This window comes from Sphingobium fluminis (genome assembly GCF_037723805.1).
Taxonomy (GTDB): Bacteria; Pseudomonadota; Alphaproteobacteria; order Sphingomonadales; family Sphingomonadaceae; genus Sphingobium.
This window is the reverse complement of record NZ_JBBJUK010000008.1, coordinates 114,737-128,077: the sequence shown is the minus strand read 5'-3', so window position 1 is coordinate 128,077 and position 13,341 is coordinate 114,737. Positions and strand designations below refer to the sequence as shown.

Sequence of the window (13,341 nt, the reverse complement as noted above, 5' to 3'; positions counted from 1 at the left end):
AATTGTTCTCCTTTGGACATCTATGGTATTCCTACCTTTTACACGATGCGCGTGGACTGGAGTGGTCTGGCTTTGGGCTGATCACTTATATCTTGACACGACCCTGCCCTCGAAGGTGCGCGGGCTGATGCCGCCTAAATATCAATGCGGCGGTGAAGCGAACTGCAATGTCTCGCCGATCGCCCCTTCCACTTGCCATGAGCATGTAGCGCGGTGGAGAGGATAATTACCAGTTTGCAACGACCCATTAGAGGCGCGCGCCTGATGCGATGGGCCTGTCCGAACGCAAGCCGGCGAACAAGGTGAAGACGGCCGCCGCCAGCGCTGCGATAACAACAAAGCTGGCGACGAACGCCGCTTCTGTAGGAAAATGGTTCCCGTCATCCGGGCTGGTCACAAGGCTCGTTGCCAGGCAATAGCCCAACACCTGCCCACTTAACGCTTGCCCTAACGCTCGAAAGACCTGCAGCATCCCGGTTGCCTCTCCGACCCGCCCCCCGGGGGTGTTGGCGATCACCATTTGCGGTGCCATCGCGGTGACGACCGACACACCAGGGCTGAGCGCGAGACTCATGATCACGACCACCACCCACAGCGCATCGTGCCACAGCGAGAGCGCTATCCATCCCGCGATCGTGACGCCCATGCTGATAAGCAAGACAGGGCGCAATCCTATCCGCTTCGCAAGCAGGCCACCGCAAACGATGGCAGCGGCCGCAACGATGTTTCCCGGCAGCTTAAGCATACCGGCTAGTGCAGCAGGGAGCTCGAAGCCAATCCCGGTCCAGGTGGGCTGCTGTAGCAGTGGCAAAAGCACGATCAGCATCATCATCGGCCCCATGGCCGTGAGCATCATGGCAAGGCAAACCAGCAACATTTCGCGGCGGTGAAGCAATCGCAGATCGAGCAACGGGTGGCTATGCCGAAGCTCGTAGCGCGCCCAGACCATGAGCGTCATCACCCCACCCAGCAGCAGGCCGATCCCGCCAGCCTGTTGGCCGCCCGTGGAAATCCCATATATGATCGCGGCTATGGCGGGTGCGAACAGAATACCCCCGATCAGGTCAAGTGGTGCTGTCGATGGGGGAGATTTCGAAGGCGGCACGAACCGCAGCGTCGCCAGAAATGCGAGCAGCCCCGTGAAGGCGCTGGCAAGAAAGATCGCCTGCCAGTTGAAATTATCAACGATAATACCACCCAAGACGGTTCCGATGCCGACGGTGAGCGCGTAAACGGACCCCAGAAGCCCAACGCCGACTCCAACGTCTTCAAGCGCTAAATTCTCACGCAGCAGCCCAAAGCACAGGGGAAGGACCGCCATCGTCATACCTTGCAGTACACGTCCGACGACCACGACTTCGAAAACATCTGTTGTCGCGCTGAGTAGCGATCCGCTGACACTCAGCGCCAACATGACGAGCAATACACGGCGCCGTCCGTAAATATCCCCTAAACGCCCGCCGATCGCTGCGCTGCTAGCAGCTGCTAGTGTGAACCCGGTTATAAGCCAGTTCACCTTTACCGGATCGCCGTAGGTCGCATAGAGACCAGAGAGGGCGGCGAAGATCATGTTTGATTCGAGCGAACAGGTGATCTCCGCCACCATCAATGCGCAGATCAAGACTGTAGCCGAAGTTCCGTTCGTGGTGCGCGCGTTCGTTATTTTTCGCCAAGCGCCGATCACATGCCTCCCTCCCTAACCACTTCCGACGCCAGTATGGCGTAGGCCTGCCGATTGGCGGTGCTGGTATTCAGGCGACAGCCGTCGGGTTCTTATTAGCGAAGGCCGCGCCGCGCGCGGCGGCTGCTGTGGCGCGCTCGCCCGGTGCCATCGCGTCCACATTCGCGATACGCTCTCGCATATCCTCAGAAATCCAGATCGGACCGTTCGCTATCTGATCGAGCGAGGCACGCGCGACATAGGCAGGGTCGGTAGGCTTAGTCTTGAACTCGCCATAGGCGCGTCGCATCGTCGGCGTATCGGTGGGCCCGACCACTGGACAAAGCACGTTCACATTATCCTGCTTGAACTCGTACCAGATTCCTTCCGTAAAGTAGCGGGACAAAGCCTTGCTCGCGGCATATAGCGCGAAGCCCGGCGCTCCATTATAACCCGATACCGAGCCCATAAGGACAATGCTGCCCTTGCGGCGCGTGCGCATCAGACCACCGAAATGATGTACAAGGCCAACCTTCGTGTTCACGTTGCGGATCAGGCGGCTGTTGATCGCCTCACGCGAATGATCGAGGAAATCGGCGTAGTCCGTTTCCGAACCGACATTGTAGACCAGCGTTCCTACCTCAAGTGCGCTCGTCTGATCAGCTATCATATCGACTGCGTCGAGCGATGATAGATCGACCGACATGATACGCACTTCAATCGCGGGGTAGCTCGATCGCACATCCTCAGCCACCGCCGCCAATGTGGTTATGGTGCGTGCGATCAGGACCAGATTGATACCGCGCGATGCGAGTTCCTTAGCGAAGGCTTCACCGATACCCTCTGATCCGCCAGCAATCACCGCCCAGGGTCCTGCAACATCCGACATTTTCAATTCCTCTCCATATTTGGCGACTAGGCGAAGGGCAGCGCGGTCAAACCACTTTCGACCGACGGCCCGATAGACCTGCTATCGGTGCGAAGCAGAGACCTTCCGCAGGTCTGCGTGCCAAGCAGATCCTACAAATCTCCACGTTCCGTCGTCGGAAGTATAAGCGGATAGCGCCATACCGGCGATGGCCAATCTCTTTACTGTCGTTGATGTTTGTTAAATATCCGATCGGCAGTCTTCGCTATCACCGACCTCTAGACGTTGTCCGTCCGCGCTTGCATCGCCCGGCTGTTCCGATCTATCTGAACCGTTTGCCGCAATCGTTAAAGGTCTGGCTGTGGCCCGAGGCGGTCGAACGCTTACTCTGCGGCGGAATTGAATGATGCGCCTGCCGCACGCTTCGCATGAGAACTCGACCGTCTGGAAGACGGAATCTACTATCATGCACGATCTCTATTTTCGCAAATCGCCCAACACCTATGAAATATCGATGTTCTTTGAGGAGACTGGCGTTGCGCATCAAACGCACGTTGTCCATGTGGTCGCTGGCGAGCAGTTTTCGCCCGAATTATCGCGATGCGCCCAACAGCAAAGTTCCCGTAATCTGCGGCCTCATGCCACCGGGCGGGGGCGAACCCATTGCCGTGTTTGAATCAGGTGCGATCTTGCTCTATCTGGCCGATGATCGGTCAATGCGCGCATTTTAGAATGTTCTCGCCCGAAACCACCTACGCATATGAGCGCTACTCCCGCGAGGCCAAGCGCCTTTACAAGGTTCTCGACCAACGGCTGCAAGGGAAGGAATCGTCGGAGGCGGCGAATATTCGATCGACATCGCCTGCAGGAGCGCCCCACGAATTTGTGCGGACCTCGATTCGCTTGGTGAGTATCCGAAGATCGCTCGCTGGTCAGCTGAGGTCATGGCTCATCCGGCGACGCAGCGAGGCAATCAGCGACTATGCAACGATGATGAAGCCGGAACCAGTCTGGAGGAATTCCCCATAAGCATGTTCGGTCACTCGCCTAAGCAGGCGCAGCGATCGGCTGCAAGCGCGCACTCGACACCGAAATGGGTCTCGCTCCATTTCAAAACAGAAGCGGCGCTTCCTAAAAAGCGCGCCGCTTAATATCAGTCCCAGACGAGGCAGCCGCTCCGCCAACTTAAGCGACAACTCGCGCCGAATGTTGAAGACACACAGATGGACCCCATGCACCCATCCATGTTCGATACTCCCTGTTCCGCTCCAAGCCAGAGACGTGTTCAAACACGAGGCACTTCTCAGTGAAAATTACCGGCTATCCGGATCACATCTCGGCGAAAATCAACAATCTGCTGACTGTACATTTTCATTTACAAGCAGATAATTGGACTGCCTTCAGAAATTTGATGCCAGCTTCGAACCATTTGACAAGTAACGGCAGATGAGCCCCCCGAGCCGATCATTCGGCAGCGATGGCGGCTGCCTGTTTCGGCAACGCGGGCGCGAACCTGCCCTCCCGGGGGGTTTCGATTGAACTGGCCCTTTTCCCGGTCAGCCGGTCCTTGATGAAACGGCCACCCAGCATGATGGCGTCCAGATTCTGTTCCGGGTTCAGCAATAAGGCGAGGTTTGCCACAGGATCGCCATTGACCACAATGAGGTCGGCAACCTTGCCTTCTTCGATCGATCCATTGGTGCGGTCGTCGAAAGTCAGCCTTGCACCGTTAAAGGTGGCCCAGCGCAGGACGTCTTTAGCCGCGATGCCGATGTCATCCTTGTAAACCAGCAGTTCGCGCGCGTAAACGCCCAGTGAATGGGCCATACCCTGCGCGCCAAAGTCATCGCCCGGAACAATATTCAAACCAGCCGCGCTAGCGCGGGCCAGCATGACCTTCAGATTGTCCCATGCGACATCCGCGTCACGCCCCGGCCTCGGTTCGCCTACGCCGCCATAGCTCACAAGCTTGGCGAACAGCATGCTTGGCACCAGCGTCGTACCCTTTTTCACCATCGCCTCGATGCAGGCATCGTCCATGCCGTCGGCATGATCGATGATATCGACGCCGACGTCCAAACAGTCCAATATGGCAGACGCGCTGGTGACATGTGCCCGTACGCGCGCACCCCGCTCATGGGCTGTCCGAACCACCGTCTCCATTTCATTGCGGGACATGCCACGATATCCCGGCACCATTTCGAAACCATGTCCGCCCGTGGGGATGATCTTGATAATCTGCGCCCCGCGCAGAATTTCCTGCCGAACCGCCTTGGCGATCTGGTCCGGCCCGTCTGCAAACACATTTCCGCCGATCCGGCGTATCCCGTCATAGGCCCGGTCATGGGTCGTCCACCAATGCCCGCGATCTTCATAATCGCCGGTCGTGACGATATGGCGACTGCACGCGGTCAGATGCGGCCCATCGAACATGCCGCGCTGTATGGCCGACTGCATCTGCCCGTCCAGATCGTTGCTGCAACTGGCCGAAACGATCCGCGTAACGCCGGACATGAGTGCCGTCTGAAGCGCGGTCGCGGCCGCAAGCGCGAGTATCGCCGGGGGCTCTTCAGTCCCCACGAACACGCCCCCGCGTCCAGAACTGAACAATGGAGGACCGATATCGACAAACTCTCCGTGCCAATGCCCCACGGTCATGCCGGGCATAATCGTCCGACCTTGAAGGTCAATGATATCGGCATGGCTCGGCGCGTCTCCAGCGCCGATGCCGCATATCAGGCCATCCTCTATGACCACGGTCCGACCGGCTAGCGATTGTCCCTTCCCGTCAAAGATGTTTGCATTGATGAGGGCTGTCGTCGCAGCCATAATCTCTCTCCTTGGACTTGGTCGCCATGCCGTCTGCCCACAGCGCACGCCGTCGATATCAGGTTCACCAGTATAGATGTGACGATCATATGGGACAAAGCGACATTTGCATCCGCGATCATCCTGACTACCGTTACAGTACAGGCTTATTTCATCTGCATCCCACTCCCGTAATCGGGGGTCTGCCAGCTGACGAGGGAACATGATCGCTGCAGACCCCGTGATGCGGTTGTCTACAATAGAACTGGTTTATGCGTAGGGATGCGCGGCCGACTCGGCAAGGTGCCGCCCAACAACAACCACGATAGACGTATAGACATTCGGTCCGGGATTGTGAGACGGACCTCGTCGATTTAAGCCGCTAGATCTCATTGCAGGGCAGCGTTGGGCTCGCCCGGCAGCCCGGAAGGACATTCATGCAGGAATTCCCCCACGTTCAATATTTGACAAGTGACGGACTGACGCTCAGGGCGGACGCTGGAGGTCGCGACGAGGCACCACTCGTCATTCTGCTTCATGGCGGCGGCCAGACACGGCATTCATGGTCTGGGGCGATGCGAACATTGGTCGACGCCGGATATCGAGTCATCAATTTCGATGCGCGCGGACATGGCGAGAGTGATTGGTCGGCAGTCGGCGACTATGAACTCGATGCGCGCGGCCGTGATCTGGCGACCGTCGTAGGGGATCATGTCGGCCCGGTCGCGCTGGTCGGGGCTTCCATGGGCGGAATGACCAGCTTCTATGCCGTCGGGCATGCCATGATAAAACATGTCCGTGCGCTTATACTCGTGGATATCGTGCTTAGTCCCGCTGCCGAGGGTGTGGGCAAGATAGAGCGATTCATGAAAGAGCATGTTGATGGGTTCGCCACCCTGGATGAGGCGGCGGATGCAGTGGCGGCCTATAACCCCCAGCGGCCACGTCCCGGCGACCCTACCGGATTGATGAAGAACCTGCGGTTGAATGACGACGGGCGCCTCTACTGGCACTGGGACCCGCGCATGCTAGACATCGAGCCTAATCCAGATACGCCCGACTGGACCGATCAGCTACTGGCCGTCAGCGATAAGGTTTGCGTGCCGACGCTCCTGATCCGGGGCGGCAAGAGTGACATTGTCGATGACGAAGGCGTTACCGAAATGTGCAGACTGGTGCCCCAGACCGAGGTGCTCGACGTCGCAGGGGCAGGTCATATGGTGGCGGGTGACAAGAACGATGCATTCAATTCGGGCGTGATCGATTTCCTCGAACGTCATATGCCGGCAGCGTAGCAGTGATGGTGCTAGGGTCAGGACTCATTGATTGAGCCAGAAGATCACGGTGGCAGCGATGCATATAGCGGACATGATCTCGATTTTGTGGCGCTGCCGGTAGAGCGCTGGGTCGTGCTGGATCGGCACCTTCCGGTTCACCTTTGACGGGATACAGGCGGGGATCTTGCGGTCTGCCAGCGCGGCCCAAAACCAGTCTGCGTCGTAGCCCCGGTCTCCGAGCAGGGCTTTTGCCTTGGGCAATGCGTCGATCATGAGGACAGCGCCCTTGTAGTCGCTCATCTGACCTTCACTCAGCAGCATGATCAGCGGCCTGCCGTTGCCATCGCAGACGGCATGAAGCTTTGAGTTCAGGCCGCCCTTGGTGCGTCCGATACGTCGGGAAACGGCCCCTTTTTGAGCAGGCTCGCCGCCGTCCGAAGTGCCTTCAAATGGGTCGCGTCGATCATCAATTGGTCCGGCTTGCCACCCTTCGCCGCGAGGCCTGCGAAGATCTTGTTGAACACCCCAAGCCGACTCCAACGGATGAAACGGTTGTAGATCGTCTTGGGCGGCCCGTACTCAAAAGGCGCATCCCGCCATCGCAAGCCGTTCATGATCACAAAGATGATCCCGCTGATGATCCGGCGATCATCGACACGCGGCACCCCATGCGAAAGCGGAAAATATGGCTCAATACGACGCATCTGCGCCTCCGATAACCAGATCAGGTCACTCATGGCAACGCCTCCTTGCACCGCCATTGAATCAACCGCTCGCTATCTTCGCAAGGGATTAATAGGTCCTGAGCCTAGTTGGGCCGGGGTTCACGTCCCGCAATAAATCGTTCAGGAAATAATGGTTCGGCAAAATGCCCGGGATCAGACAGTGCGCGTACGCCTTGAGACAATGTCGGAAAGTCGACTACGGTGCGGGACTTTCGCCATGCCGCAGATTATGCCCTACTGCCCCGACGGTCGACAGCAATCGCGCCTTTGTTCCGTAAAAGATCTTAGCCGATTGTTCCGTCGTTGTTGCCTGGAGGCGCGCTCTTGCCGACAGTCAGGCCCCGCAGTTGCGTGGCCATCCGATCGATCAGATCGATGACCGCCAAGGGCTGGTCAAGCATGACATGATGTCCTGCCCCCGGGATCGTTTCAAACAGGGTCTCGGCGGGCGTATGCGCCTGCACGATCTCGAACTGCTCGCCAGTGACGAGGCAAGATTCTTCGCCCCTAATGATCGCCAAAGGGCAACGGGCATGGGTGAGAGCATGCCATTTATCGTGCCAGTGGAGCTTTTCCCACAGGCTTGGATCAATGCACCATCTCCATCCTGCTGTCCCGTCCTCTTCCACCTCGCACAGCGCATGGCGCGCCACCCAATCCATGTAAAAGAGATTGTCGCAGGTTTGCGGCGGTGCCAGCCGGAAGCGCGCCAGCGCCTCGGCTTGTGTCGCATAGATACGATGAGTGTTGCGGACGGGCAGGACCGGCTTTCCGCCATCCGGTGCGAGCAGGCTGTCGAGAATGATCGCCCCTGCCAGCACCTCCCCATGAGCGCATCCCGCCTCCAAAGCGGGACCGCCGCCAAAGCTGTGCGCGACGAGCACGGGCGGGCCGCCCGCGAACAGATCGGCAGCGCGGGCGGCGGCCATCGCCTCCTGTGCGTAGTTGGCAATCGAATAGGATGTACGCCATCCCGACATGCCCATGCCTGACCATGACAGCGCAGCGACGCGATATGTTTCCGACAGCCGCGCGGCGATTGGGGACCACCAGTGCGCATGAGCATTGTTGCCTGAAAGCAGCAACAGGCCAGGCCGTCCCACCTCTCCCCAGCACAGCAGTTCGAGCGCGGCACCTTCCCATTCGCACGCCGGGCGCTGGAACGGCATGGCCACGGCCTCCTCGAACCAGGCGGGCGCGGGAGGCCGGCGTCCTATCATCGGTGCAAGCGCGTACAGCATGATATTCACGTCCAATCCATTCATGCGCCGATGCGATCATCCGGCGGAATCCGAAGCACACTCATCCCTAGACTGGATCAGGAGGGCACCTTTAATCGTTCCAACTCGCCCGCTGCAAAACTCATATCAGCGGCGGACAAGAGTGGGCGGTGCTCAGTCTCGCACCTTAGTGTAACAACTGTAAGGCAATGGCACCCGCACCTGGGGCGGCGGTCGGCACCTGTTGAGAAGGACCATTCATGATCGAACAGACCATAAGTGAAGATTTTAAACAGGCGATGCGCCGACTCGCATCGACGGTTGCGATCATCACGTCAGGCAATGCCGAGCACCCTGCGGGGATGGCTGCGACGGCAGTGATGTCGGCTGCGGGTGACCCGCCGACCATCGTCGTCGCGGTCAATCGCAATGCCAGCCTTTCGCCCGTCCTGGCTGAACATGGTCGTTTTTGTGTCAACCTGCTCGCCGAACGTCATTGCGATCTGGTGGGTGTTTTCAGCGGCGCTGTGAAGGGTGCAGAACGGTTCGATGCCGGGGATTGGACATCCTCGCAGGACGGCCTTCCTGTCCTCTCGGACGCTGCGGCCAGCATGATATGCACCACCATGGACACGCTTGAGGTTGCCACACACACTCTTTTCGTTGGCCGCGTGGACAGCATCGTCAATCATCCCGCGATTGATCCGCTGGTCTGGGTCGATGGCCGCATGGCATCCGCGCAGCCAATCCCGACGGCCTAAGAATGAACCTAAAGCGCGCACCAGTTCGGGCGTACGTCACCAATTATATCCGCGCTGACCTCGCCAAATGTCTGGGCAAACCCGCAGTCGCAACGGATAAGCATGTTGATCTGTGCGATAATGCAGGGTGCAAGCGTTGGCACACTGGACATAAAATTGGGCGCAACATAATCCAGGCGAGCAGCGCTGCGCATGGCGAAAAGTCCGGGCGACGGGCCCATTTTCAAAGAACGCCGGCCTGTCGGTCTGTGAACACGGCTTTTATGCCCGGTAATCGATCAGGGTCGGCGCGCCGTAGCGGGCAGCGCGCCGATGAAGGAGGAAGGTTCGCGGCGCACACACATTACCAGGATCATAGCGGGGCCAGATCCGTCTATTCAGCAGCCATAGTCCCGGCCGAACCGAACATCTGACCGACCATCGCCTCGAAATCTCGCGGAGGGGCGGTTTTCAGCATGCTGATGACCCTTTGGGCACTATCGCCGGCGACATAACGCATTTCCGGGTCGGGCGAATCGAGTACGCTAATCACGACAGCGGCGATCTGCTCAGCCGTGGAGGAGGAGGTGTCATGACCCTCGCGCGCTACTCGCGCAAAGGCATCGTAAAGATGACCGTACTGCTGCCTGTGCTCGGGGGTCAGTTCGTCGCGACGCTGCAACGCAGTGGCGATCTGCTCTTCGACCATCGGTGTCTTGATACCACCAGGCTCGATCATGCTGACCTTCACGCCGTGCTGAGCGACTTCGAGACGCATGACCTCCGCAACACCTTCCAGCGCGAACTTGGAGCAGGTGTAGGCCGGCAGGATCGGCATGCCGAAGCGACCCGCTATAGACGTTACCAGCACGAGCCGCCCCTGGCTCTTGCGCAATGCCGGCATCGCCGCCTGGAACAGGGCGATGTCCGCCATTACATTTATCTCGAACGCCTTCCGAAAGGTTGCAAGCGGGGTAACCTCGGTCGGACCAAAGGGCGCGATCGCGGCGCACATTGCTACCGCGTCCAGCGTCGGCATTGCATCGATAATGTTGGAGAATTGATCCAGCGCAAGGTCGGCGTCGCTGAGATCGACCTGATGCACGGCGATGCTGCCATGTTTTGCCATGACGCGATCGGCTTCGGCTTGGTCGAGCACCGTTGCCGTCACGGTGTCACCGCGCGCTGCCAGCATATCCACGACAGCGGATCCAACTCCGCCCGCGCCGCCCACCACCAGGATATTTGCCATGTCTTATCCTCTTCCAGTTGATGATCTCATTCTCGCCTACGTTCGGCCGAAAACCGACGCAATCGTTCGAAGCGGCGAGCGTAGGGCAATCGGACGTAGAAGTAGGAGACAAAGCGGCGATATGCTGATTCAGTCATGCGCCTGTGCAGTGAGGAGCGACGAACGCGGCCAGATCGCACCGCGAGCTACTGTCATTCACGACGTCAAGCGGCCAGAAGCGCCATCAATGGCTTGCACTCAACGCTTGAATTATCATAGCACACGCGAGTCGGTGCGAGGACCTGACACGAAACGAAATTCTGGACCAGGTCCTTGAACCCAGCCTGCTCGGCGTAACGGCTGACCCGGTTTAAACAGGCAGCGGCGTCGAGAGTCGCCAAAAAAGAAATCAGCCATGACAAAACCGATCGGCATAGGAATTATCGGCGGCAGCCCGGAACGGGGCTGGGCACTCGAAGCGCATATGCCCGCGATCGACGCATCACCCGATCTGGAGTTGCGGGCGGTGTCCACGTCGCGCCGGGAGACGGCGGACAAGGCGGCCACGGTGTTCGGTGTTCCGGCCTATGATAATGCTACCGAACTGGTCGCGCGAGACGATGTCGATCTCGTGGTGGTGAACGTTAAAGTACCTCTCCATTTCGACCTTGTTGCCATGGCGATTGAGGCGGGCAAGGCGGTATTATGCGAATGGCCGCTGGGTAACGGACTTGAGGAAACAGTAAAATTGGCGGAGATGGCTCGACTTGCAGGCATCCGCAATTTTGTCGGCCTGCAGGCGCGCTCAGGCCCCGAATTCAATCACGTCCGCACGCTTATTGCCGACGGCTATGTCGGCGAAGTGCTGTCGTCTTCCATTATCGCATCGGGCGGCATCTGGGGCCCAGTCGTCATGCCGCATGATGCCTACGTGCTCGATGTCCAATCCGGTGCCGGAATGCTTCATATCCCGCTTGGCCATACGCTGGATGGCATTTGCGCCTGCCTCGGGGAACTCGACAATCTGGTCGCTAGGACCGCGCAACGCCGGACCCAGTCTCGGATTATTGGCACCGAACGCATAGCGAAGCTGAATACGCCAGACCAGATTATCATGGCTGGCCGCTTCCAGTCAGGGGCGATGCTTTCGGTTCACTATCGTGGGGGTATGTCGACTGGCACCAATTTTCTGTGGGAGATTAACGGGACGGAAGGCGACATCACCGTAACCGCCCCGAACGGCTTTGGCGAACTTGTTCCACTTTCGGTCTCCGGCGCAAAGGCCGGTATGGTGCAGGCGCTTTTGCCCACGCCCGAGCAATGCTACTGGGCGCCCGGCAGGCCTAAGGGCGTCGCTCTCAATGTGGCACAGGCCTATGCCCATATCGTCGCGGATATGCGCGATGGCGGAAACCGCGCACCGGATTTTGCCCATGCTGTGTTGCGCTACAAGATGCTGGATGCGTTGCAGAAAGCAGCGCAGACGGGAACGCAACAGTCTTATCTCTAGCATGAGCGACATGGCCTCGCATCGCAAACTGCCTTGCCATATTCCGTTGCGCTGTCTTGACGCCGGAGCACAGGCAGACCCGCATGGCCTTATCGCCAAAGTCGCGCCGGCGCAGGCTGTATTGGCTCAGCCAACCATCAAACGCAAACTGTCGGCGCCGTTGCCTACTTGTCCCATCCCGATTATCTGAGATCTCGACTCAGTTAACCGGGACAGAACTTTTAGGGCCTTGCCGCGCCCCCGGTTAGTGATAAAATCGAAGCCGCACCGTTCCTGACGTTAGTCTCAGGAGGCGCTGCTTAACGAGCCGAATCTTCTGCGTGGACGCGACTGCCGAGGATCGGATGAGTTCCGTCACCGCGCAACCGCGAGAGGCGCAGTGAACTGATCAGCCAGCGTCCATCGCTCTGTTTCTGATATGTTTCATGATAATGGCCATAGCCTTTCAAAACCCGGTTACCATCATCGATATAGTCGAACAACGGCCAGATCGCGCGCGCTTCGTCGGCCGAGTCTATGTCTATAATGGGAGCGTGGCCGTGATGTACGGTACGCCAGGTGCTCAGCGCCGTCGAGAGCCGTGCTACGAATGCCCGCCTTCCAATCGTGATCCCGGCCTCACCTGCCGCCGCAGCTTCCTGCGTAGAAGACATCTCGGGGACCGGCTTGCCTTCGGCGAAGTAGGCTTCTTCGCGCATGTCGATGATCGTGTTCTCAGTAAAGAGAGCCTCGAAGCGCGCCCAGTCTTTCGTATCCAACGCATACCAGTAGGTCGCCTTGACTTTGCGAATAGATTCGACTGCGACAAGTTTCGATAGATCGTCCATTTCACACTCCTCAAACAATAACAAATTATGTTAGCCGCGTTAAAAGCGGAGGATAGAGTCCTAGCGAATCCTTGCCTGCGCTTGATTGGGTCCTCGACCGGCTTGTTCGTCAATGCTTATATTTTCCGAAAGTGACACTTCCGGCTTTAGTACATCGTCTCTGATTTGAGCTCTCGGAAGAGCCATGGGGTTGCATTCCGAGCATCAGATCCGACCTGCAATGCTACTATTGCTGATCCAGTGCGCATCCGCCAGCCAACGGGTTGCCTGTTCTTGCACTGGTTCGAGCGTCCGGCTGCACTCGACGCAGCCGGGAAGAAGCTGATCGGAAACTGCGGTAAGTCATTCATTCTGCTTTGGTATCACAAAGTCCAGTGTGCCACGCTCCTCAAGTTCGGCCAAACTGAGCGGAGGGCGACGTTCCCGGTTTGCGATTCCCAGCGTGCGCTGATCGATCTTCGACGGCGCCCTGGCT

11 protein-coding genes are annotated in these 13,341 nt (G+C 58.5%); 4 read left to right on the top strand and 7 right to left on the bottom strand.

Annotated elements, in window-relative coordinates; genetic code table 11:
• Positions 1-247: 247 nt before the first annotated feature.
• Entirely contained in the window at positions 248-1,684 is a 1,437-nt protein-coding gene (locus tag WG907_RS17360; RefSeq protein WP_340234788.1) for an MFS transporter, read from the bottom strand.
• 67 nt (positions 1,685-1,751) lie between these two features.
• Positions 1,752-2,549 (bottom strand): SDR family NAD(P)-dependent oxidoreductase, encoded by a 798-nt coding sequence (locus WG907_RS17355; protein WP_340234787.1) that lies wholly within the window; start codon positions 2,547-2,549, stop codon positions 1,752-1,754.
• A gap of 515 nt (positions 2,550-3,064) precedes the next feature.
• Between WG907_RS17355 and WG907_RS17350 the strand changes: the two genes are divergently transcribed.
• The gene (locus tag WG907_RS17350) at positions 3,065-3,259 is read left to right on the top strand and encodes a hypothetical protein (protein ID WP_340234785.1); all 195 of its coding nucleotides are present in this window, start codon (positions 3,065-3,067) and stop codon (positions 3,257-3,259) included.
• 733 nt (positions 3,260-3,992) lie between these two features.
• On the opposite strand, the gene WG907_RS17345 is transcribed toward WG907_RS17350, so the two are convergent.
• Positions 3,993-5,357: an amidohydrolase family protein gene (locus WG907_RS17345; RefSeq protein ID WP_340234783.1), complete on the bottom strand. Its 1,365-nt coding sequence runs from the start codon at positions 5,355-5,357 to the stop codon at positions 3,993-3,995.
• 416 nt (positions 5,358-5,773) lie between these two features.
• Between WG907_RS17345 and WG907_RS17340 the strand changes: the two genes are divergently transcribed.
• On the top strand, positions 5,774-6,631 hold the full coding sequence (locus tag WG907_RS17340; protein ID WP_340234780.1) for an alpha/beta fold hydrolase: 858 nt from the start codon (positions 5,774-5,776) through the stop codon (positions 6,629-6,631).
• 24 nt (positions 6,632-6,655) lie between these two features.
• On the opposite strand, the gene WG907_RS17335 is transcribed toward WG907_RS17340, so the two are convergent.
• Together WG907_RS17335 and WG907_RS17330 are read right to left on the bottom strand one after the other, a co-directional pair.
• A protein-coding gene (locus WG907_RS17335; protein WP_340234778.1) for an IS5 family transposase occupies positions 6,656-7,350 on the bottom strand; the annotation gives its coding sequence in 2 pieces (ribosomal slippage) (positions 6,656-7,020 and positions 7,020-7,350; 696 coding nt in all).
• A 272-nt stretch (positions 7,351-7,622) separates the two neighbouring features.
• The gene (locus WG907_RS17330; RefSeq protein WP_340234834.1) at positions 7,623-8,579 is read right to left on the bottom strand and encodes an alpha/beta fold hydrolase; all 957 of its coding nucleotides are present in this window, start codon (positions 8,577-8,579) and stop codon (positions 7,623-7,625) included.
• A 239-nt stretch (positions 8,580-8,818) separates the two neighbouring features.
• Between WG907_RS17330 and WG907_RS17325 the strand changes: the two genes are divergently transcribed.
• Positions 8,819-9,319, top strand: coding sequence for a flavin reductase family protein (locus tag WG907_RS17325; RefSeq protein WP_340234776.1), 501 nt, complete (start codon positions 8,819-8,821; stop codon positions 9,317-9,319).
• A 373-nt stretch (positions 9,320-9,692) separates the two neighbouring features.
• Here the strand turns inward: WG907_RS17325 and WG907_RS17320 are convergent, their stop codons facing one another.
• Positions 9,693-10,532: an SDR family NAD(P)-dependent oxidoreductase gene (locus tag WG907_RS17320; protein ID WP_340234774.1), complete on the bottom strand. Its 840-nt coding sequence runs from the start codon at positions 10,530-10,532 to the stop codon at positions 9,693-9,695.
• A gap of 412 nt (positions 10,533-10,944) precedes the next feature.
• Here WG907_RS17320 and WG907_RS17315 point away from each other — a divergent pair, with 412 nt between their 5' ends.
• A complete protein-coding gene (locus tag WG907_RS17315; RefSeq protein ID WP_340234772.1) occupies positions 10,945-12,039 on the top strand; it encodes a Gfo/Idh/MocA family protein in 1,095 nt (364 codons plus the stop codon).
• A 299-nt stretch (positions 12,040-12,338) separates the two neighbouring features.
• On the opposite strand, the gene WG907_RS17310 is transcribed toward WG907_RS17315, so the two are convergent.
• Complete coding sequence (locus tag WG907_RS17310) at positions 12,339-12,866, bottom strand: nuclear transport factor 2 family protein (protein WP_340234770.1); 528 nt, start codon at positions 12,864-12,866, stop codon at positions 12,339-12,341.
• Between the last annotated feature and the right edge of the window lie 475 nt (positions 12,867-13,341).

What these genes read in the sequence shown, in the direction of transcription:
- WG907_RS17310 (WP_340234770.1), bottom strand. Translation starts at nt 12,866, where the DNA reads ATGGACGATCTATCGAAACTTGTCGCAGTCGAATCTATTCGCAAAGTC.
- WG907_RS17340 (WP_340234780.1), top strand. Translation starts at nt 5,774, where the DNA reads ATGCAGGAATTCCCCCACGTTCAATATTTGACAAGTGACGGACTGACG.
- WG907_RS17315 (WP_340234772.1), top strand. Translation starts at nt 10,945, where the DNA reads ATGACAAAACCGATCGGCATAGGAATTATCGGCGGCAGCCCGGAACGG.
- WG907_RS17355 (WP_340234787.1), bottom strand. Translation starts at nt 2,549, where the DNA reads ATGTCGGATGTTGCAGGACCCTGGGCGGTGATTGCTGGCGGATCAGAG.
- WG907_RS17325 (WP_340234776.1), top strand. Translation starts at nt 8,819, where the DNA reads ATGATCGAACAGACCATAAGTGAAGATTTTAAACAGGCGATGCGCCGA.
- WG907_RS17345 (WP_340234783.1), bottom strand. Translation starts at nt 5,357, where the DNA reads ATGGCTGCGACGACAGCCCTCATCAATGCAAACATCTTTGACGGGAAG.
- WG907_RS17330 (WP_340234834.1), bottom strand. Translation starts at nt 8,579, where the DNA reads ATGCTGTACGCGCTTGCACCGATGATAGGACGCCGGCCTCCCGCGCCC.